Below are 19,645 nucleotides of genomic sequence, written 5' to 3'. Positions count from 1 at the left end.
GCGCCCGGGCCTCATGCGAAGGAAGGCAAAGGTTATGCGGCGCACGAAAATTCAGACTGAAGACGGCACGATCCTCCGCGCCTACCTGCACTCGCCCGGAGCGGGCGCGCATCCCGGAATCGTCATGTGTCCCGGCTTCGGGGGAGTCAAACAGCTCATCGACCCGTACGCCGCCTTGTTTGCCGAAGCTGGGTTTGCCGTACTCAACTTCGATAATCGCGGCTGGGGCACCTCCGAGGGCGAACCCCGGCAGGAACTGAACGTGTTCAAACAGATAACCGATCTGCGTGACGCGATCACCTTCGCCGAATCACAACCGGAATTCAACTCCGAACAAGGATTTGGCGTTTGGGGATCGAGTTTCTCGGGGGGACTGGCGATCGTCACGGCCGCCAATGACGCCCGAGTCCGATGCGTAGTCGCCCAGATCCCGAACGTCAGTGGTCACCGCAATGCGGTCAAGTTGTTTACCGCCGAACAGCTACGGGAGATCCGGCGCCGAGCCGCAATCGACCGGCGCGCTCGCTTGGCTGGCGAACCCCCGATGATGGTGCCGATGCTTTCCGAAGACTCGGAAGAACTGTGTGCATTCCCTCGGGAATTTCCCGAGGAGTACCGCGAAGCAATCGAATCGGGGATCTGGAACAACCAGACGACGATTCGTTCACTCGAGAATTTCATCGAGTTCGAGCCCGCGGGCTGGCTTCCCTACGTGGCGCCCAAGCCGCTGCTGATGATCCTGGCCGAAGACGATCGAACCACTTTCACCGAGGTTCAGCGGGAGGTATACGAGACCGCCCTGGAACCGAAGAAGCTACTCACCTACGACGGCGGCCACTTTGATGCCTACGCAACGTTTTTCGAGCAGACCGCTCACCCTGCTCGCGACTGGTTCATCGAGCACCTAGGGGTGTCGTCAAACCGGCAAGCACTCGATGCGCCGGCAGTCGGCACCTAGAGAGCACGTACCGAGTACCGAGTACGGACAGCACAGCGAGGAAGGAGAACACATGCCGCTGTGGAACGTTTATTGCACCGAAGGCACCTATTCGAACGAGGACAAGCGCGCCTTCGCCAACGCGATCACCGATATCTACGCCGGCCAAGCGGGTGGTCTTCCAGAGATGATGATGCCGCGTTTTTATGTGGTGGTCGTCTTCCACGACGTGCCGAAGGAGTCACTGTTCATCGGCGGTGTGCCACGAAACGACTTCGTGCGGTTTTCCATCGACCACATCGCCTACGCGATGCCGGTTGAGCTGAGAGAGCTGCTGTTGAAATTCATCAACAAGACGATTCACCCGTTCGTGCGTGACCGCGGACTGGACTGGGAGATCCACATCGACGACACACCCCGAGATCAGTGGACCGTTCAGGGGATGCGTCCGCCTGACTCGGGGTCAGAAGAGGAAAAGCGCTGGATACGGGACAACAAGCCGTCCAAGCCAACCAGCGCCGCGTCGACGAAATAGGCTCCAAGACCAACCGTGCGATGACAATCCTCGATCGCTTCCGGATCGACGATCGGGTCGCGATCGTCACCGGCGCGTCCAGCGGCTTAGGTGTCGCTTTTGCGGCCGCCCTGGCCGGTGCAGGAGCCGACGTGTCACTCGGCGCGCGTCGAGAGGATCGCCTGGAAGCCACCCGCCAACTCGTCGAAGACGCCGGCCGACACGCCATCACGGTGCGAACCGACGTGGCCAGCCCGGACGAGTGTCATCAGCTCGTCGACGCCACCGTGCGCGCCTTCGGCAGGGTCGACATATTGGTCAACAACGCGGGCGTCGGCACCTCCGTACCAGCTACCCGAGAAACTCCCGAGCAATTTCGGTCCGTCATCGATGTCAACCTCAACGGGTGCTATTGGATGGCTCAGGCATGTGCCAGGGTGATGCAGCCCGGCAGCACTATCATCAACATCGCGAGCGTGCTGGGCTTGACCAGTGCCGGGATACCACAGGCGGCTTACGCTGCCTCGAAAGCCGGACTGATCGGTCTGACGCGCGACCTCGCCCAGCAGTGGACGGGCCGCAAGGGGATTCGCGTCAATGCCCTGGCTCCGGGGTACTTCGAATCCGAAATGACCGATCAGTTTTCTGACGACTACATCGAGCGCGCGGTGCTGCCACGCACGCTTGAAGGCAGGCTCGGCCGTACCGAAGAACTCAGCCCGGCCCTGCTTTTCCTGGCCAGCGACGCAAGCAGCTACGTCACCGGCATCACGCTGCCCGTCGATGGCGGCGTCCTAACCAGCTGAGCCGCAACGATTGTCAGGCGATCTCACCGAGCTCTCGCAAGATATTCACGAGTTGAACGCGAGACTGGACTCCGAGTTTGGAGTAGATCGACCGCAGGTGAGTGCCCACCGTGTTGATCGATATGCTCAGCGATTTCGCGGTCGACTTGTTGGTGTGGCCGTCAGCGATCAGATAAGCCACCCGGCGCTCGGCCTCGGTGAGCGACACCTTCTCGACCCCGGTGTGATCGCCAACCCACTTCGCGCGCCGGGCACCGGCTTCCCTCATGAGTCGCTGAACCCTTGCCCGTGGAGCCAACGCGCCCATTTGGTCGTACACGTCCCATGCTGCGTCGAGCTGGTCGAGCGCGGCGTCGCGGTCGCCGGCCGCCAGCAACAGCCTGCCATAGTGATCTGCCCCGGCGGCCCGCAAGACCGGTCGGGGGCTGTGTTGGAGGATCTTCACTGACTCAGCCACCATGCCGAGGTCGCCGCCGAGCCGTCCGCGAAGATTCAACGCCAATCCGTTGAGCGTGGCGACGTCGGGATTGCGTCGCGCACCTTCCTCGGTGGACTCGACTGTCCGCTCGGTGATATTCGTTGCCCCGCTGATTAATCCGATGCTGAATAGAACCGTTGCATAACACGGCCACCATGCCCAATAGCTGCGCGTCCGCTGGGACGTTTCCAGCAGCTCTGAGAAGATCAGCCGTCCACTATCGACGTCGCCCTGCTCGGTGGTCAACCATCCCGACAGGAATGAAAGCCCGGGATGGCGTATCACGTCGTCGTCGGCGCGGCGCAACGCGGGTCGCAACCGTTGCGCGGCCAACTCGGGCTCGCCACGCAACAACGCCACAGTCGCGCGCATTAGGAGACCCTCAATGACGTGCACCGTGGTGCCCGTCACCTGTGCGAGCTCAATGAGCGCCGATGCAGTTTCATCGGCTTCCTGCAGCCGACCCAAGTTGTAGTGTTGTTTGAGTTGCGCGAACAACAGATCCGGCAGGATTGAGCCCGCCTTGCCACCGCTATCGTTGGTGGCGCCGTCGAGTAGCATCTGCGCGTCGTCGTAGCGATCCAGTAGCTGCAGTTCCATGATCTCCTCGGCGAGGTATGGCACTCCTGTCACGGATCGCAGCTCACGGAAATACTTCAAGGCCAGTTGATGTCGACGTTCGTTGTGGGCCGCTTCGCCGGCGGCCTGTAGCGCCAAGGCGAGTGCATCATGGTCGTGCGACGTCCTCGCTTCGCAGAGCGCCACGTCGGCCTCGTCGCTGGCTTGATCCGCGGCAAGGATCCGGGTGTGGGCCAATGCGCGGGCCGCGCGGAATCGCGCAACGAGGTCGTGCCGCGTTCCCGCCCTGGCAATGGCCCGGTCGGCGCGCTCGACGAGAGCGGCGGAATGGCCGGAAAGCCACATCGGCTGGACCGTGTGGGTCTCGATCCGGCCGACCACATCGGCGTCGTCGACGGTCGCGAGGAGTACGTCGGCCACAGCAATCGTGTCGGTGGCGCGTTGGGTGCGTGAAAGCACGGAGACCGCTCGTTCACCTAGCTCGAGCCAATGCGGCTGCCCGGGGCGCAGCGTCCGGAACGCTTGCAGCGCAAGGTCGGCGGCGTCAACGGCGCTCGTGGTAATCAATGCCTCCGCGGCGGTGAGCATGATTCGGGCATTGGCCTCGTCGCCGATGGACACCGCGACGCGCGCGTGCGCGGCGGCGAGCACTTGGTCGCCAACATTGTTGGCGAAATGACAGGCGAACCGGGCATGCAGGCGGCGCCGGACGTCGGGCGCTATCAGCTCATAAACCGCGTCTTTGAGCAGATCGTGGCCGAAATTCAACTCGGCGCCCGTCGACTTGACCAGAGCCGATACCACCGCATCGTTGACGGCTTTGTCATACACGGGACCCTCGGTCATCTCGCACAGCTCCGCCAAGTCGATGAGCGACACAGGACGGCCACTGGCTGCCACTGCCTCGACCAGCCGACGCGCCGCAACCGACAGGCCGGTTAGCCGCTGCCGGACGGCGGATCTAAACTCCGCGGGAATGCCATCCATGCCAGCGGTTTCGTCGTGCTGCGCCACCCCGTCGATGATCTGGACCGCCAGGAATGCATTGCCGCCGGCAGCGTCGAGCATTTGCTCGACGCGCGAATCGAGGTTGGGGCCGAGGCGATCCCGCGCGATATCGCCGATGGCCGGGCCGGCCAATGGGCCTAGTCGGATATGGTCGACTTCAACACTATCGGCGGTGCTGACGGCAAGACCGACGTCGTCGGATCGGCTGGCCAGTACCCACACGACGGGGACGTCGACGAGCCGGGAGATGCACGCCCGCACGGCATATCGGCTGACACGATCAGCCCACTGCACGTCGTCGACGGCGACCAAGATGCACTGCGCATCAGCCAGTCGGGCGAGATGGCCCGCGATACGGTCGACTAGCAGCAGAGGCTTGGCGATCAGCGCGCTAACCTCCTGGAATTCAGCCTCCGCCAGCAAGGGATCGCGGCCGGTGCGCAGCAGTCCGACCATCGGTGCTCCCGGCCAGGCCTGCTCGATCTCGTCGCACTTGCTTCGGGCGATACGGATGTTCATGTGCGCCGCCTGACGACAAATTTCCGAGAGCAGCGCGGTCTTTCCGACTCCGGCCTCCCCCGAGACCAACACCACACCGCTGGCGCCATGGGTGCGTGTCCGGCGGATGACGGCGAGCGCCGTGGACAACTCGTGCTCCCTGCCGCGCAGCGGGCCGTACGGCCTCATGCCACGTCGCTGTCTAGTGGCAGGAAATCAAGCAGGCGGTGCTTTCGCCGCAAACCAAGGGCCACGGGATCGGTCCGCGCTCCCGGCTTGGGTTCAGCCAAGGGTGCAACGAAGACCCGATTGGGCGCCGGCATGACGCCGCACGTCTCGCATCGCGCCGTTGGATCTAGCGGTGTGCCACACGCATCGTGGGTGAAGACCCTTGGTCGCCGGCCGGATTGCCGTTCCCCCCAGGAGCGCAGCGCGTACAAGGCCGGCCACAACGCCATCCCTTCGTCGGTAAGCGCGTAAAGCCAACGCCCCGAATGGCTGGGATCGGGAACCTTCACCATCACGCCGCTCTCGACAAGAGCTCGCAGGCGGTTGCTCAATACCGTGCGAGGCATGTCCAGGTGTGCGAGGAAATCGTTGAAGCGCCGAACTCCGTAGAACGCATCACGCAGCACCAGCAGCGTCCATCGTTCACCGACGATCTCGAGTGCGCGCGCCAGCGAACAATCCTGCCTGTCATACGAGCTCGGCAGCATGTTGCCATCAAACCAGAAAATAGCCGATGAGTCCAGTGAATGGACCTGTGATGCCGACCTCCCGCCGAGGCGGCCAAGGGATTGTGCACCCCGGGAATCACATATTCGGATGAGTGAGCGCCGAATCGCAGCGACCGATACTCGTGTTCGGGGCCGATAGGGAGTGACACCATGCCGATGATCGACGTATACGCACCCGAGGGTGCGTTCGCGGACAAGCACGAGTTGGCGCGCCGCCTGGCGGCTGAGCTAATGGCAATCGAGGGAGTGCCGGATATCGCGATGTTCCGTCAGAACACCGCGGCGTTCATTCACGAACTTTCCACGGACGCCATCTCCAACGTGGAAGGTGGTTCGGATTACGTACGCGTGCAAGTGCTGACCAACGCCGGCGGGTTGGATCGGGACAAGCAGATCGCCGTGGTGAACCGCTTCACCGAGGTGATCGCCGGGGCGCCCGGCAAGCCACCGGCACCCGAGCGGATCTGGATATTGCTGACTGAGGCAATAGAAGGCGGCTGGGGGCTGTGGGGGCACGCGCATACCAACGCCGAACTGGTGGCGGCGGCCCGTCGTGAAATTGCTCAGGCGCTACAACCCGCCCCGGCCGGGAAGGAATGACGAGTGAATAGTGCCGACCCCAAGGTCCGATTCACCCGCGACGGCCCGCTGGGGACGGTAACCTTGGCCAGCCCGCCACTGAATCTCATTGGCCAGCAGCTGATTTCCGATCTCCTTAGCGCACTCGACCAGGTTGAAGCCGCAGAGGGACTGCGGGCATTGCTGTTGCGCGGCGAAGGCAAGGTGTTCAGTGCCGGAGCGGATGTTGCCCTGTTCGCGGGCATGACCGCACACCAGCTGAGGCCGCTGATCGGCTCGTTCCTGGGTCTGGGGCATCGCATCGAGCGACTGCCGTTCCCCACGCTGGCCGCAGTCCACGGAACGTGCATGGCGGGCGGCTTTGAACTGGCCTTGTTCTGCGATCTGATCTGGGCGGCCGAGGGCACAATGCTCGGTCTGCCCGAGACCCGGCTCGGCATTGTTCCGCTAGCCGGCGGCGTCGAGCGGATCGCCGTGCGTGCCGGCCTGGGACGTGCGCGCGCCGTCGCGCTGGGCGGGGAGTTGCATACCGCGGAAGAGTTCGCGGCGTGGGGAGTGATCGATCGCGTGCTGCCCGCCGATGAGTTGCACGGCGCTGCTGTGGAATTCGCCAGTCGGCTCGGGAGCGGACCGACGCGCGCTTTCGCGGTGGTCAAGGAACTCACCCGCAGCTACACCGCGGGCGGCGTCGCAGGCGCCGACGCGCTGCTAGCCGACGCCGCGGTTGGCCTTTTCGACACCGAGGACGCTCGTGGCGGGATCCGCAGCTTCTTGACGTCTGGTCCCGGGCATGCAACCTTCGCCGGCGGCTAACGCTGAGTAGCGAATGTCGAAAAGCTCGCGGACCAGAACCACACCAGGCTAACCGAATTAGGCTTGGCTACTGCGTAATACGCGGCGCCTTCGGCGCCAGTCGCTCACTCCTTGGGGAACAGCGTGATCGCTGCACCCCACAACACACCGGGATTGATGCGGTCGGGGTGCAGAGCAAGCATGGCCGCATAGAACGCTGCGGCGGAATCCGATGATTCGAGCAGTCGTCGTGCGTCCGTCAGGTACTGTCGCGTCGCCTGGATATGTGCTGGCGTGTCGGCTGCGTGCGGATCTTTGTGGCCAGCGATAACCGTTGCGGGACTGAGAGATTCAGCAATGTCGAGGGCAGCAAGCCACTCGTCGATTCCCGTCACACCGCCGGATTCCGACAGGTATAGGTGCACGCCGTTATAGACCGCGTCGCCGGCAACCAGCAGACCGATCTGCGGCACGTGCAGCATCGTCGTCGCGTCGGTGTCGGTATGTCCCACTTCGATTGGCCGCAGGGCGACTTCCTCGAGCTCGAAACCACCCGGGGCGACCACGCAGACGTCCACCTCGCCGGTCGGTAGCTGACCTGGAAAGAGTGGGTCCCAGAAGTTGGCGCGGAACTCAGGCTGGTTTTGGGCCGCCATCAGCTTGCTCGTCCCCTCGGTGGCGAGCACCGCGACGTCGGGAAACCGCTGCAGCAACGTGATGGCGCCGAACCAGTGATCGCCGTGGCCGTGGGTGACATAGATCTGCCGCAGGGTGCGGCCCGACGCGACGATCCAATCACCCAGTTCGACGGCCTGCGCGTTGGTGAGGAGGGGATCGACCAGCACGGCCTCGTGTCGTCCCATGATCAGCGTCGAGGTGATCGGCGACCACATCCGCATGCTGCCGTCGGGAAGCGGGCCGCGCCCGGATTGCGGGATCTGGCCTGCGACAAACAGTTTGTGCTGCAGCGATTGGCTCACGCTGTCACCTCCTCAATCGCCTCGGTGAAGGGCCTCCCGATCGCCTGCGATTAGTCTTGCGTGCCGTCCGCTGGCGGTACCTCACATATTTGGGTGACCGCATTGTGCGGGTCTCCGTTCGGCCGCAGGGTGGTCCCAGCCACCTCGCGACCGAGTGAAGGTGGTGGGTTTAACCAGAGGAAACCGCGTTGTTCAGCGTTGGCGCGCTTCGTGATTGAGCGGGTGGCGTGTCCGGTGGTGGATAGAGCGGCCGCAGTGCGGTGGGCGCCCGGAATGGCGCCCACTCCCCGAGCGGCTGAGCCAGCCGGTCCGCGACAGCCCATATCACCGCCGGATGGTGACCGAACCCCAAATGGCTGCCGACGACGGCGATGTTCTCAGCGCGCGCGGACGGCACGTCGAGGCATGCCTGCCAGGCGACGATGCCGTCGCATCGGGAGTAGATCGAGGTCGCCGGCACCCGTAGCGCCGCTATGCCGGACTCCAGCGGCAGTTCCCTTGGCAAGACATGCAAGTGGGCGTAACGGTCGTAGGCGCGGCGGGCGCGGGACTGACGTTCGTGGGCGAGACGGATCGGGCTGCCAAGCGTGATGACCTGGCGCACCGCAGTCGGAGTGTCGCGGGCCAGGATGCGCGCGTAGATACCGCCGAGGCTCCAGCCGAGCACGCTTACCGCAGAGTCGTATCGCGATTGTAGGTCGACGAGGCGGTTCTGTAGTCCGGTGATCGCCGCAGCCGTGGGCCCGAGGTTGCGGCCGAGCCGCCAGCCGTGCACACGGTAGCCCAGGTTGCGCAAGATGCGCCGCAACGTCCAGGTCGAATCGTCATCGGCGAGCAGGCCCGGCAACACCAGAACCGGGTGGCCATCGCCGACCGGCAGTAGTTGCCTCAGCGGCAGCGCGGCGATGAGCAGACCGAACTCGGCCATCGCACGGGCAGGGTCTGTCACAAAGAGCCACGACGGGGGAGCGCTGGCGCCGTCGGTGTCGGCGAGTATCTGCGACCGCGTCATCGGGCTCGACATCAGCCAGCCCCGACAGCATCCGATAGTGCGATGAGTTCGTCTTTGACCGCGTCGATGATCAGATCGACATCGGGCACCAGGTCGCGGTCGGCCAATGCGCCGAAGTTGATCTTGCCGTTCGACCCCAAGACGGTCAGGTTGAGCCCCTGTCCGTCGGCGATCGCCGAAAGCGGGTAAATCCCGTCGAGCCGCGCTCCGCACAGGTAGAGATCCACGGTCGGCCCGGGAACGTTGGAAATGACCAAGTTGAACGGCGGGACCCGCTCGAGTAGGCGCAGTCGGGTGGCGAGCCGGTTGGCCTGATTGGCCAATGCCGGCATCGAGAACTCGGCGATGTCGGTGAGCAGTTCGGCGGGCAGCGCGTTGTGCTGTTCCTTGGCCGCGCGCATCGCCTCGTGCACAGCCGCCAGCCGCGCGGCCGGGTCCGCCAGATGCGTGGGTAGCGGCGTGATGACGGACGACACCCGGTTGCCGTGGGTGCCCTTTTGTTCTTCGGTGCGGGTCGATACCGGAACGGCGGCCACCAGCGGTCCCTCGGGCAGCGCGTCGTGTTTCTGCAGCCAGGTGCGCAGCGCGCCGGCGCACAGCGCCATCACAACGTCGTTGACGGTGACACCGGCGGCGTTCTTGATCGCCTTTACTTCCGCCAGCGGGACGCTGGTGAAGGCCCATCGCCGATGCGGGCCGATGTTCTTGTTGAAGGGCGTTGCGGGCGCGATCAACGGCGGCGCCGACAGGATGACACCTCGGTCACGGCGCAGCAAAAACCGGTCGATCAGCGGCAGCCAGGGGCGCACGGGACTGTTGACCATCGCCGGCAACGAACGCACGATCTCCGCCGAGACCCGCGCGGCCCGAACCGGGTTAGTTGCCAGCGACACCGCGCTGCGCGCCAGCAGCTCCGCAGCCCCGGGCTCGGTTTCCGGACGCCACGAGTCTGGCTCGTCGGCGCCGCGGGGTTCCGGCGTGGTGTCCATCAACGCGGCGAGTAAATCGTTTCCCGAGACCCCGTCGATGGCCGCGTGGTGCACCTTGATGTAGACGGCCTGCCGGCCACCCTGCAGGCCGTGGATGAGATAGGTCTCCCACAGCGGGCGGCGGCGGTCCAGTGGCCGCGCGTGCAGCCGCGCCGCCTGTACCGCCAGCTGGCGATCATCCCCCGGGGCAGGCAACGCGAGTTCGCGGACATGGAATTCGATGTCGAAGTCGGGGTCTTCGATCCAGTAGGGATTGTCGAGACCGAACGGCACCTCCGCCAGACGTCGTCGAAACGGCGGGACCAGATGCAAGCGGGACTCGATGAGCGCGGTCAGCCGCTCAAGCGTCACCGCCCCGCCCGCCGGAGGATCAAGGATGGAGACACTGCCGACGTGCCCGTAGGCCGTCGGCGAGTCGAGCGCTAAAAATGCCGCATCCAAACCGGTTAGCTGCTGCATCCCACCTCCATGGGGAAACTTGGTCCAGCCCTCCCACTAGAACCAGTTTTCGTTCAAATCGGTCGTGGTTCGGTCACCGCTATCGAGCAGGTCGAACTGCGTGGCCGTCTTGGGGAGTTCGTAGTGGAAGAAGTATTGCGCGGCAAGACGCTTACCGTCATAGAAATCGCCGGTCTCGCCGTGCGCGGCTACAGCCTGCTGCAGCCAGATCCAGGCCAGCACGACGTGGCCGACGGCCTCCAGGTACGCCGTCGCGTTGGGCAGCGCGGCGCCGGGGTCGCCATCCTTCCAGAGCGATAGGGTGGCGTGCTCAACCCGCTGCGCGGCCGCTGCCAGTGCGTCTGCCCAGGCCGCCAGCGGATGTCCCAGTGCCGACGCCTGGCCGCTCGTGCGTCGGATTCTGTCGATCAGCAGGCGCAGGCCGCGGCCGCTGTCGATGAGCACCTTGCGGCCGAGAAGATCGAGGGCATGAATGCCGTGCGTGCCCTCGTGAATGGAGTTCAGTCGATTGTCGCGGTATAGCTGTTCGACGTTGTAGTCGCGGGTGTAGCCGTATCCACCGTGGACCTGGATAGCCAGACTGTTGGCCTCAACACACCACTGCGAGGGCCAGCTCTTGGCGATCGGGGTGAGCACCTCGAGCAGGAGCCGTGCGTCGTCGCGGTCGGCATCGGCTGGGGCGGAGAGTGTTTCGTCGATAAGGCGGCCACAGTACAGACCGAGCGCCAGAGCGCCCTCGACATAGCTCTTTTGGGCGAGCAGCATTCGGCGCACATCGGGATGGGAGATGATCGGAATCTCGTCGACGGATTCGCGCCCGCGCAACAGGGGTTTGCCCTGCGCCCGGGTCCGGGCGTAAGACAGCGCCTGCAGATACCCCGTATAGCCCAGGGCCGTGGCCGCTAATCCGACCCCGACCCTAGCCTCATTCATCATGTGGAACATTTGGCGCAGCCCGTCGAATTCCTGACCGACAAGGTAGCCGACCGCCCCGTTGACGCCGTTGGGCGTGATGGAGTCGTCGCCAAAATTCAACAGCGCGTTGGTCGTTCCGCGATTGCCCATTTTATGGTTGAGTCCGACCAGCACCACCGAGTTACGGGTCGACGGGCGGCCGCCGTCATCGACGAGAAATTTCGGAACGACGAACAGCGAGATGCCTTTGACGCCCGGTGGGCCTCCGGGTGTCTTGGCCAGGACGAGATGAACGATGTTGTCCGACATTTCGTGATCGCCGCCGCTGATCCACATCTTGGTACCGGTGACGCGGTATGTGCCGTCGTCCTGCTGGACCGCCTGTGTCGTGATGTTGGCCAGCGATGACCCCGCGTGCGGCTCCGACAAGCACATCGTGCCCAGATAGCGGCCGTCGAGCATCGGCCGCACCCAGGTGTCGATTTGTTCCTTGTTGCCGTAGGCGGCCAGCAGGTGGGCGTTGCCGATGGTCAGGCCCAGGTAGGAGGCGGTACTGATGTTGGCCGCCTGCAGCCAGGCGAAGGCGGCCCTCGACACGACGTAGGGGAGTTGGTACCCGTCGATGTCGTGGTCGAATTCGCCGGCAAGAAGTCCGGCGGTCCCCACCGCCGACAATGCCGCTTTCATCTCGGGCAGCGTGGTCACGGTGCCGTCGGGATTGGCGAACGGCTCCTCCGTGTCGGCGGTCTTGAAGTGCGGGGCAAAGCGTTTGACCGCAATGTCTGCCGCGAGATCCAGAACCGAGTCGAAGGACTCGATGGAGTGCTCGCTGTACCTCGGCCGGTCACACAGTGCTGCCACGTCGAGCCATTCGTAAAGCAAAAAGTCGATGTCGCGGGGATTCAGTAGCGGGGGGTGAGAGTCGGCGTAGATGCGCTTCATGAGGACCTAACTATTGATGTTCGTTGGGTTTCCGAATGTCCTCGGCCGTCGATGTGACTGAAAGCGTCCGACGATCTCGTCGGTCGAGACGACCGAGCCCGCGTAAGCCGGGATGTTGAACTGCAGCGAGGCGTCCATTTCGGCGTGCCCAAAGCTGCCGACAGCGTCCTTTACTACCGTGACCTCGTAGCCGAGCTCGGCTGCGAACCGGACGGTCGACTCGATGCAAGTGTTGGCGCGCATGCCGATCACAATGACAGCGCGGAGGCCGTGCTTCTTAAGCTGGAGGTCGAGGTCCGTGTTGGCGAATCCACTTGAGAGCCAATGCTCCTGAGCGACGACCTCGTCGGGATGCGGCTCGAAATCGGGGTGAAAACCTCCGCCCCAGGTTCCGTCGGCGAAAATATGCCCCTTGGCGGCGGAGGCCTGGACCGGCGGCATCGTCTTCCAATGACTATATGGATCACTTTCGCGCCAACGATGGTGCGGGGCGATGAAGACCCGCACGCCATTCGCCCGCGCGGCGGCGAGGACCTGCCGCATATGCTCGACAACGTTGTTCGCCTCGAGTGTCGAGCGGCTGAGTTCGTAGAGCTTGCCCCCCTCGGAGAGAAAGTCGTTGTAGGGGTCGACGATGAGCAACCCCGTCAGTTCAGGTTCGTAAGTCAACTCAGCTTGTGACGGCTGCGCCATACCGCTACTCCCTTTGGTCCACCGGGCGAGCTGCCAGCCGCCACCGTCGGCTCTTGCTCAGCGTCTGGGTCAACACCGGGTGGCTTCACACCGTACTCCGCTAGTAGTAATTTGCAACTAGATGGGAAATGGCGACTGTGCCTTGGACGAAAGGACAACCAGATGACGACGACGGTCCTCGATCGCTTCCGGCTCGACGGGAAGGTGGCAATCGTCACCGGAGCATCGTCCGGGCTGGGCATCGCCTTCGCCGAGGCGCTGGCCGAGGCGGGTGCCGACCTGGTGCTGACCGCGCGCCGCACCGATCGGCTCGAACAGACTCGCGCCCTGATCGAGCAGCGGGGCCCGCGCGCGCTAACCGTGACCGCGGACGTCGCACGTCCCGAGGACGCACAGGCCGTGGTCGACGCGGCGATGGCGGAGTTCGGCCATGTCGACGTGCTCGTCAACAACGCCGGTAAGGGCACCGCCGTACCGGCGACGCGCGAATCACCCGAGCAGTTCCGCGAGGTGATCGATATCAATCTCAACGGATCGTATTGGATGGCCCAAGCGTGTGGCCGGGTCATGAAACCGGGCAGCTCGATCATCAACGTGTCTAGTGTCGTCGCCCTGACCAGCGGCGGATTGCCCCAGGCGGCCTACTCGGCCAGCAAGGCCGGTGTGACGGGTCTGACCCGGGACCTGGCCGTGCAGTGGACCGGTCGTAAGGGCATTCGCGTCAACGCCCTGGCTCCGGGGTTCTTCCCCTCAGAGATGACCGATCAGTTCCCCGAGGGCTACATCGACAGCCAGCTTCCGCGGGTGCCGGCCGGTCGGCCGGGAGATCCAGATGAGCTTGCGGCCGCGCTGGTGTTCCTCGCGAGCCCCGCCGCGAGCTACGTCACCGGCACCACGCTCGTCGTCGACGGCGGCCTCACCATCTCGTGAACTAAGTTTTGAAACGCAACTGCAATCAGCGCTATCCTCATCGATGATGAAGCATGCCGATCTGCTCGAAGAAAACTGCGCGATCGCTCGTTCAGCGGCCATCGTCGGCGAGCGGTGGGTGTGGGTCATCCTGCGCCAAGCATTCAACGGGGCCCGGCGGTTCGAGGATTTTCAGCGGGGCATCGGTCTGGCGCGCAACGTGCTGTCGGAACGGCTGAACAGGCTGGTCGACCAGGGCATTTTGGAACGACGCCGCTACGCCGAGCATGCCGTGCGCGATCTCAACGAGTATCGGTTGACCGCCAAGGGCCGTGCGCTGTTTCCGGTCTACGTCGCTCTGATGCAATGGGGCAACGAGTGGACCGGTCTTGCGGCCCCGCCCGTTGACCTGCTGCACAAGCCATGCGGGCATCGCGTCGGCGTGTCGGTGGTGTGCTCCGACTGCGGTCAGGAGATCGATGCCCGCGATACCGAGCCGGTCGTCGGTCGCGGCTTGATCATGCATCGCGGTAATCGGCTATGAGCCCCCTCCCGCGGGGGGAGCAAACATCGTCGCCGTGCCGGCGGGGCTGAAAGGTCGGCCGATGAGACCTTATGGGCCGCTGCGGGGTCGCGACGAGGTCTTGGCGACGGCACTCGCTACCGTGCGCCGCACGCGTGTGCACGGGGCCAGCGGGGTGGTGCTGATCACCGGTGAGCCCGGGATCGGAAAGACGGCGCTGCTCTCCGAGATATGCCGTCAAGCAGCCCACACCCGCATCCGGGTCGCGCGCAGCAAGTGCGACGAAATCGAGCAGGCCTCCCCCGGCGCACCGATCATCGGGCTGCTGCGCAGCGGACGGGATCCGCTACTGACCGCGGCCCAATTCCAGGAGATCGCCGGGCTCGCCGCCGAGCCGCTGATACTGGTTGATCGCATCGCCGGGCTCCTCGAGCAGCTGGCGGGTGTGCATCGGTTGATGATCGCTGTGGACGACGTGCAGTGGGCGGACCGGCTCAGCCGATACGCGTTGCGGTCGTTGATCGCTCGGCTGTCTGGGCGACCCGTGGTGTGGGTGCTGGCCAGTCGCTCCGACGATGCCGGTCTCACCGTCAGCGCTGCGGACACCGTCGGAGTCGAGCACCTGAAGCTGGACCCGCTGCCGCGTGCGGTGCTCGCCGAGATCGCTCGGGATCGTCTCGGGAACAGCCTTGACGGCTGCGTCGACGAGCTGCTTGATGCCGCTGGTGGGAATCCGCTGTTGGCCACCCACGTCATTGACGGCGCGGCGCGGTACGCCGAGACGGGGCGCGACGAAGACATTCCAGCCGAATTCCGCGCCGCCGTGTATCGGCGATTGGATGACTTATCCTGCACGGCAGCAGAACTCATCGAGGCCCTAGCCGCTGCCGGACGCGCGATGTCAATCACCGATCTACCCGACCTATATGACGCGATGCCGGAAGGCCAACACGACGACGCGGTCACCGCAGCACTCGCGTCGGGGTTGGTGACCCTGGCCGCCGGCGAACTCAGCTTCGGACACGACCTGGTGCGGCAGGCGGTCTACGAACGCCTGTCCGGCGAGAAGCGGCGTCGGCTTCACGGACGATTGGCACGCCATTTCGCGGGCGCTGCGGCGGATCCGGTGTCGGCCGGCGTGCACGCGCGCGCAGCCGCCGCCTTCGGTGACGAGTCCAACGCTCGGATCATGGTCGCCGCCGCGGAAGCCCTGGTCACAACGAGTGCTGTCGACGCCGCCGATCTTGCGCTTCAGGCCTTTGCGACCGTGGGCCCCGGACAGCCGTACTGGCTGGAGCTGGGCGAACGAGCGGTATCGGTGCTGTCGCACGCACAACGTGCCAATGACACGATCGCCGTGGCCGACCGGCTGCTGGCCACCGTCGATGACGTGGACACGATCAGCCGGATCCAGACCCACGGTGTGAAAGCCCTCTGGCTCAGCGGACGCGTCGCCGACCTGATGGATCGCGCGGAGGACGGACTCGCTCGTAGTTCCGGTCGGCCTGATCTGGCTGCCCGATTTCAGGCCGCGCATGCGTTGGCGGCCACCCGTACCCTGGGTGCCGACGCGGCCGCTGAACAGGCCAACGCCGCGCTGTCGCAAGCCCGCGCGTCACGTGACGGTGACGCAATCGCGCTGGCCTTGCAGGCAGCGGGTGAAGCCGCTCACGCTCAGCGCCGACATCAGTTGGCGCTGAAGCATTTCCGCGAACTGCGATCGGTCACGAGGAATTCCTACCTCGCTGAGGAGATCATGGAATTGCAGCTTCTCGATCGCTACGACGATGCCCAGATACTCCTGGATGCCGCACGTGAGGACAGCGATAGTAAGTCCGAGTCGCTGCTGCCCGATCTGCTGTTCGCTGACGCTAAACAGCACTACAACCTCGGCCACCTGCCCCAGGCCGATCAGGTCGCCGAGGCCGTTGTGGAACTGGGGCAGCTAGTGGGCAACATGGTGCACGTCGTGGAGGGCACGTTGATCCGCGCTTTCGTCGCGTTGCTGCGCGGCCAGGCAGCACTTGCCGAGCAACGACTTGGGCTGGCCATCGACATCACGGCCGGACAACCGAGCGCGCATCCGGGTGTGACATTCACCCAGGGCTGGCTCACCGCGCTGCAGGGCGACCTTGACAATAGCCGCCAAATCTTGTCGGAACTCATGGCGGCGCCGCACCGATCGCGCAGCTACTGGGCGTGGTGGCCTTGCTGGATGACGATTCTTTTTGAAGTTGGGATAGCATGCGGCGCTTCCGATTTCACCGAGCGCGCGATTGAAGTTGCTGAAGAAGGTGCGCGGCATAATCCGGACGTCGCGACGCTGACCGGGTTGGCATTGAATATGCGCGGGCTGTTCAACCGTGATTCGGCCATGGTGGCCGAGTCGGTGAAAGTCCTGCAACACAGTCCGCGGCGGGTTTTGCGGGCCGTCGGAGCGGAAGGCTACGGCGGCATGCTGCTCAACGCCGGCGAACGTGAGGCTGCGCTGCACCAACTCGACGCCGCGTGGGATGACTACGACCATATGGGTGCGGTTGCCCGCCGGGCAGGGGTTCAGCGCGTCATGCGGCGAGCGGGCGCCCGGCGCGCAAAGTGGGCCCGCGACCACAGCGACCCGCAGCCCCGGTCACTCACCGAGGCCGAACGACGAGTGGCGTATCTGGTCGCCGACGGCCACACCGACAAAGCGGCTGCCAGGGCGCTTGGCATATCCGTTAATACCGTCGGGACCCACCTCCGCTCGATATATTCGAAGCTTGCAGTCCAGTCGCGCGTGCAGTTGGCCAATGCGCTGCGTGAACGCGGCGAACTGAACTAAGTGAATGTGGCGGCGGTGTGGTGATCGGTGCGTGGCTAGGCTTCGCTGTGGGGCTCTTTGTTGTGACGAGCACGACGTTCAGCGTGGTGGGCTCCCTTGTGGTGCCGCGCGGCGTCTATTCCCACATTTCACGCTTGGTCGATAAATCCTTGGACGTCGGGTTCTTCCAACTGACCAGACGGGTCCAGTCGTTCGAGCGTCGCGACCGGATGCTGGCGTGGCAGGCGCCGCTGTCGTTGCTGGTACGGCTGGCGGTATGGCTCGGCCTACTAACTATCGGCTTCGCGCTGCTGCTGTTGCCGAGTATGGACGGGCACGTCGCAGATGCGCTTACGCATGCTGGATCGTCGCTGTTCACTCTGGGGTACGCCGCCCCGACCGGTACGGGCAGCACGACGCTCGAATACTTGGCGGCCTTCACGGGGCTTGTCGTCATCGGCTTGCAGGTCGGCTACCTGCCCACGTACTACGCCGCGTTCACCCGGCGTGAGACCGAAGTCACCCTGCTTGGCTCCCGCGCCGGCGTCCCGGCGTGGGGGCCGGAGATTCTGGCCCGCACTCGTTGGGGGATCGGGGAGGACGGCGACGTACCGTTTCTCCTCGACGACCTGTTCACCAGATGGGAACGGTGGGCCGCCGAGGTCGCCGAATCCCACACCACCTATCTGACATTGGCCAGGCTCCGCTCGCCGCGACCGCTGTCGCACTGGCTGATCGCGCTGATCGCGGTGATGGATGCCGCTGCCCTGCACCTATCGCTGACTCCGTCGCGAGAACCCAAACTTTCCACGCGGTTGTCGCTACGGATGGGCTTTGTGGCGTTGCGGGAGATTGCAATTTCCATGGGCTTGCCGGTGCCCGACGACCCCCCTGACCCCGACGGGGCGGTCACGGTGTCGTTCGACGAATTCAAAGCGGCTACCGCGATGCTGCGCGAAGTCGGGTACCCGATCGAACAGACTGACGAGGAAGCCTGGCCGCATTTTCGCGGCTGGCGAGCCAACTACGGCAGCGTCGCAATGATGCTGACCTACAAGCTCGACGCACCACCGGCACTGTGGACCGGGTCGCGGCGATGGCCGTCGACGCCGATCCCGCCGCAGCGCCCTCCGGCCAGATTCTCACGGGACGTCCGACGACGGCGAACATAGCGAAGCACGTTCCGCGACAACAGATTAAAGGTTGCGCATCACGGTTTGCTTTGAGCGTGTCTCGCTTACTACGGGGTGATTCGGGAGCCAGCGAAACGCTTTGTAGCGCTTGGCATAGCCGTGGTAATGGACACCGGCTGGGATTTCGGCCAGCGCTGACGGCGAGTACTCGAAAACACGGCAGCCATGTCCGTCAATACGCAGTGGCATGGTCAGCGTGTCGTCGGCACCGTGTGCCTTCGGCAGGCGATCAGGCGCAGGTCCTCTCCAGGTATGCAGGTAGTCGAGGCGGTGCGCGCCATGGCCGCGCTGGGTCAGGCCAACGCTAGTGACGGTTACGGGTTCGGATCCGTTGTTGATCACGGCCAAGAGGAACACGGCACCGGCCGAGTGAATCGGCCCGTGCGGCGATGTGGTGGCGGGCAGCTCGCCGTTATGGCGTACGGCTACCTCGACGACGATCCGGGGCCACTTGAGCCACATCAACGCGACGTTTGTCACCAGCGCCGACAGCGAGATGAAAAACGCTGCCGCGGCGATCTTGTCCGTCGGTCCCATCCTTATGCACCCCGATCCCATCACCCAGGACGCGTGCGCACTCTATGACGACCACGCTGGTATATGACGATTACCACAGGCTCGTCAACGACATGGACGGGGAGTCCGCCTCGCCCAGGCCTTGGACCCGACAATGCCGCGCTTGTGTGTCTCTCCAATGATGCCGGTATTCTATAATCCAAGTGGCACAATGTGTTTCGGTTGCGTTACGGGTGTCGCAGACGTACCGTTTGCCCATGACGGATACACCCTGCTTACGTGTCAGGGCGCTTCGACATCGTGAAAAATATCCCAGTCTCGACAGACTGAAGGCTTGCACCGCTGCGCTGATCGTTGGCGTTGCCATGCTCATCCACACCGCCCCACCGGGTCGGGCCGATGGGTGCGGCGACGCTGCCGGTCCCGCCGCGGCGACCGGTGACTGCGCTCATCCCGGTGCGGACCCATCTGCACCTCCATGGCTCGGAGCGATCGGGCAGCGCGATCCGCAGTTCGGCGACTCCTACACCGCGATGCGCGAGCACATCTTGAAAGACGGTGCCATTTCGGGCAAGTACAAGCTACTCATGGGCATGGTCACCGACGCGATCGCCGCGCACCCGGACGGTGTGCGGGACCTCGCCAACGCTGCTCGCGCCGCGGGCGCCTCGGAGGCCGAGATCACCGAGGCTGTGGAGGTCGGATACCTCTACGGCGGGACGGCGGCGCTTGTGATGGGCTCCAACGCATTCGGGAGTGGCTAACAACTTTTGGCCGGGGCTCCGG

18 protein-coding genes are annotated in these 19,645 nt (G+C 64.5%); 10 read left to right on the top strand and 8 right to left on the bottom strand.

Annotated features, from left to right (window positions below):
* The first annotated feature begins 34 nt into the window (after nt 1–34).
* From VNW74_RS07135 to VNW74_RS07125, 3 genes are read left to right on the top strand one after another with little or no spacing between them, the layout of a single operon-like run.
* A complete protein-coding gene (locus tag VNW74_RS07135; RefSeq protein ID WP_325675904.1) occupies nt 35–958 on the top strand; it encodes an alpha/beta hydrolase in 924 nt (307 codons plus the stop codon).
* 52 nt (nt 959–1,010) lie between these two features.
* Nucleotides 1,011–1,472: a tautomerase family protein gene (locus VNW74_RS07130; protein ID WP_325675903.1), complete on the top strand. Its 462-nt coding sequence runs from the start codon at nt 1,011–1,013 to the stop codon at nt 1,470–1,472.
* A gap of 20 nt (nt 1,473–1,492) precedes the next feature.
* Complete coding sequence (locus VNW74_RS07125; protein ID WP_325675902.1) at nt 1,493–2,257, top strand: SDR family NAD(P)-dependent oxidoreductase; 765 nt, start codon at nt 1,493–1,495, stop codon at nt 2,255–2,257.
* Nucleotides 2,258–2,270: 13 nt separating this feature from the next.
* Here the strand turns inward: VNW74_RS07125 and VNW74_RS07120 are convergent, their stop codons facing one another.
* Both VNW74_RS07120 and VNW74_RS07115 read right to left on the bottom strand, forming a co-directional pair.
* Nucleotides 2,271–5,009: a helix-turn-helix transcriptional regulator gene (locus VNW74_RS07120; RefSeq protein WP_325675901.1), complete on the bottom strand. Its 2,739-nt coding sequence runs from the start codon at nt 5,007–5,009 to the stop codon at nt 2,271–2,273.
* The gene (locus VNW74_RS07115) at nt 5,006–5,536 is read right to left on the bottom strand and encodes a helix-turn-helix domain-containing protein (RefSeq protein ID WP_325675900.1); all 531 of its coding nucleotides are present in this window, start codon (nt 5,534–5,536) and stop codon (nt 5,006–5,008) included. The genes VNW74_RS07120 and VNW74_RS07115 overlap by 4 nt, the downstream gene beginning before the upstream one ends.
* A gap of 171 nt (nt 5,537–5,707) precedes the next feature.
* Here VNW74_RS07115 and VNW74_RS07110 point away from each other — a divergent pair, with 171 nt between their 5' ends.
* Nucleotides 5,708–6,157 carry a hypothetical protein gene (locus VNW74_RS07110; protein WP_325675899.1) on the top strand — a complete coding sequence of 150 codons (450 nt, stop codon included), beginning with the start codon at nt 5,708–5,710 and terminating at the stop codon, nt 6,155–6,157.
* A gap of 3 nt (nt 6,158–6,160) precedes the next feature.
* Entirely contained in the window at nt 6,161–6,949 is a 789-nt protein-coding gene (locus VNW74_RS07105; protein WP_325675898.1) for an enoyl-CoA hydratase/isomerase family protein, read from the top strand.
* A gap of 104 nt (nt 6,950–7,053) precedes the next feature.
* Here the strand turns inward: VNW74_RS07105 and VNW74_RS07100 are convergent, their stop codons facing one another.
* From VNW74_RS07100 to VNW74_RS07080, 5 genes are all read right to left on the bottom strand, one after another.
* The gene (locus VNW74_RS07100) at nt 7,054–7,908 is read right to left on the bottom strand and encodes an MBL fold metallo-hydrolase (protein ID WP_325675897.1); all 855 of its coding nucleotides are present in this window, start codon (nt 7,906–7,908) and stop codon (nt 7,054–7,056) included.
* Between the two features lie 169 nt (nt 7,909–8,077).
* Nucleotides 8,078–8,920, bottom strand: coding sequence for an alpha/beta hydrolase (locus VNW74_RS07095; protein WP_325675896.1), 843 nt, complete (start codon nt 8,918–8,920; stop codon nt 8,078–8,080).
* A gap of 11 nt (nt 8,921–8,931) precedes the next feature.
* A complete protein-coding gene (locus VNW74_RS07090; protein ID WP_325675895.1) occupies nt 8,932–10,368 on the bottom strand; it encodes a wax ester/triacylglycerol synthase family O-acyltransferase in 1,437 nt (478 codons plus the stop codon).
* Nucleotides 10,369–10,404: 36 nt separating this feature from the next.
* On the bottom strand, nt 10,405–12,225 hold the full coding sequence (locus tag VNW74_RS07085; RefSeq protein ID WP_325675894.1) for an acyl-CoA dehydrogenase: 1,821 nt from the start codon (nt 12,223–12,225) through the stop codon (nt 10,405–10,407).
* 6 nt (nt 12,226–12,231) lie between these two features.
* Entirely contained in the window at nt 12,232–12,918 is a 687-nt protein-coding gene (locus VNW74_RS07080) for an isochorismatase family cysteine hydrolase (protein ID WP_325675893.1), read from the bottom strand.
* Between the two features lie 162 nt (nt 12,919–13,080).
* Between VNW74_RS07080 and VNW74_RS07075 the strand changes: the two genes are divergently transcribed.
* The 4 genes from VNW74_RS07075 to VNW74_RS07060 all read left to right on the top strand — a co-directional run bounded on the left by VNW74_RS07075 (nt 13,081) and on the right by VNW74_RS07060 (nt 18,322).
* Nucleotides 13,081–13,848, top strand: coding sequence for a glucose 1-dehydrogenase (locus VNW74_RS07075; protein WP_325675892.1), 768 nt, complete (start codon nt 13,081–13,083; stop codon nt 13,846–13,848).
* Between the two features lie 46 nt (nt 13,849–13,894).
* A complete protein-coding gene (locus tag VNW74_RS07070) occupies nt 13,895–14,371 on the top strand; it encodes a winged helix-turn-helix transcriptional regulator (protein WP_325675891.1) in 477 nt (158 codons plus the stop codon).
* Between the two features lie 61 nt (nt 14,372–14,432).
* Complete coding sequence (locus VNW74_RS07065; protein WP_325675890.1) at nt 14,433–17,171, top strand: AAA family ATPase; 2,739 nt, start codon at nt 14,433–14,435, stop codon at nt 17,169–17,171.
* 62 nt (nt 17,172–17,233) lie between these two features.
* Complete coding sequence (locus VNW74_RS07060; RefSeq protein WP_325675889.1) at nt 17,234–18,322, top strand: hypothetical protein; 1,089 nt, start codon at nt 17,234–17,236, stop codon at nt 18,320–18,322.
* 24 nt (nt 18,323–18,346) lie between these two features.
* Here the strand turns inward: VNW74_RS07060 and VNW74_RS07055 are convergent, their stop codons facing one another.
* Nucleotides 18,347–18,880 carry a hypothetical protein gene (locus tag VNW74_RS07055; RefSeq protein ID WP_325675888.1) on the bottom strand — a complete coding sequence of 178 codons (534 nt, stop codon included), beginning with the start codon at nt 18,878–18,880 and terminating at the stop codon, nt 18,347–18,349.
* 236 nt (nt 18,881–19,116) lie between these two features.
* On the opposite strand from VNW74_RS07055, the gene VNW74_RS07050 reads away from it, so the two are divergent.
* Nucleotides 19,117–19,623 carry a carboxymuconolactone decarboxylase family protein gene (locus tag VNW74_RS07050; protein ID WP_325675887.1) on the top strand — a complete coding sequence of 169 codons (507 nt, stop codon included), beginning with the start codon at nt 19,117–19,119 and terminating at the stop codon, nt 19,621–19,623.
* Nucleotides 19,624–19,645 lie beyond the last annotated feature (22 nt).

It is taken from the genome of Mycobacterium sp. (genome assembly GCF_035570115.1).
GTDB lineage: Bacteria > Actinomycetota > Actinomycetes > Mycobacteriales > Mycobacteriaceae > Mycobacterium.
The sequence above is the reverse complement of the archived record's forward strand: the minus strand, read 5'-3'. Positions and strand labels throughout refer to the sequence as shown.

Excerpts from the sequence above, each read along its gene's own strand:
- VNW74_RS07135 (WP_325675904.1), top strand. The coding sequence starts at position 35 with ATGCGGCGCACGAAAATTCAGACTGAAGACGGCACGATCCTCCGCGCC.
- VNW74_RS07130 (WP_325675903.1), top strand. The coding sequence starts at position 1,011 with ATGCCGCTGTGGAACGTTTATTGCACCGAAGGCACCTATTCGAACGAG.
- VNW74_RS07125 (WP_325675902.1), top strand. The coding sequence starts at position 1,493 with ATGACAATCCTCGATCGCTTCCGGATCGACGATCGGGTCGCGATCGTC.
- VNW74_RS07120 (WP_325675901.1), bottom strand. The coding sequence starts at position 5,009 with ATGAGGCCGTACGGCCCGCTGCGCGGCAGGGAGCACGAGTTGTCCACG.
- VNW74_RS07115 (WP_325675900.1), bottom strand. The coding sequence starts at position 5,536 with ATGCTGCCGAGCTCGTATGACAGGCAGGATTGTTCGCTGGCGCGCGCA.
- VNW74_RS07110 (WP_325675899.1), top strand. The coding sequence starts at position 5,708 with ATGCCGATGATCGACGTATACGCACCCGAGGGTGCGTTCGCGGACAAG.
- VNW74_RS07095 (WP_325675896.1), bottom strand. The coding sequence starts at position 8,920 with ATGACGCGGTCGCAGATACTCGCCGACACCGACGGCGCCAGCGCTCCC.
- VNW74_RS07090 (WP_325675895.1), bottom strand. The coding sequence starts at position 10,368 with ATGCAGCAGCTAACCGGTTTGGATGCGGCATTTTTAGCGCTCGACTCG.
- VNW74_RS07085 (WP_325675894.1), bottom strand. The coding sequence starts at position 12,225 with ATGAAGCGCATCTACGCCGACTCTCACCCCCCGCTACTGAATCCCCGC.
- VNW74_RS07080 (WP_325675893.1), bottom strand. The coding sequence starts at position 12,918 with ATGGCGCAGCCGTCACAAGCTGAGTTGACTTACGAACCTGAACTGACG.
- VNW74_RS07075 (WP_325675892.1), top strand. The coding sequence starts at position 13,081 with ATGACGACGACGGTCCTCGATCGCTTCCGGCTCGACGGGAAGGTGGCA.
- VNW74_RS07070 (WP_325675891.1), top strand. The coding sequence starts at position 13,895 with ATGAAGCATGCCGATCTGCTCGAAGAAAACTGCGCGATCGCTCGTTCA.
- VNW74_RS07065 (WP_325675890.1), top strand. The coding sequence starts at position 14,433 with ATGAGACCTTATGGGCCGCTGCGGGGTCGCGACGAGGTCTTGGCGACG.
- VNW74_RS07055 (WP_325675888.1), bottom strand. The coding sequence starts at position 18,880 with ATGGGACCGACGGACAAGATCGCCGCGGCAGCGTTTTTCATCTCGCTG.
- VNW74_RS07050 (WP_325675887.1), top strand. The coding sequence starts at position 19,117 with ATGACGGATACACCCTGCTTACGTGTCAGGGCGCTTCGACATCGTGAA.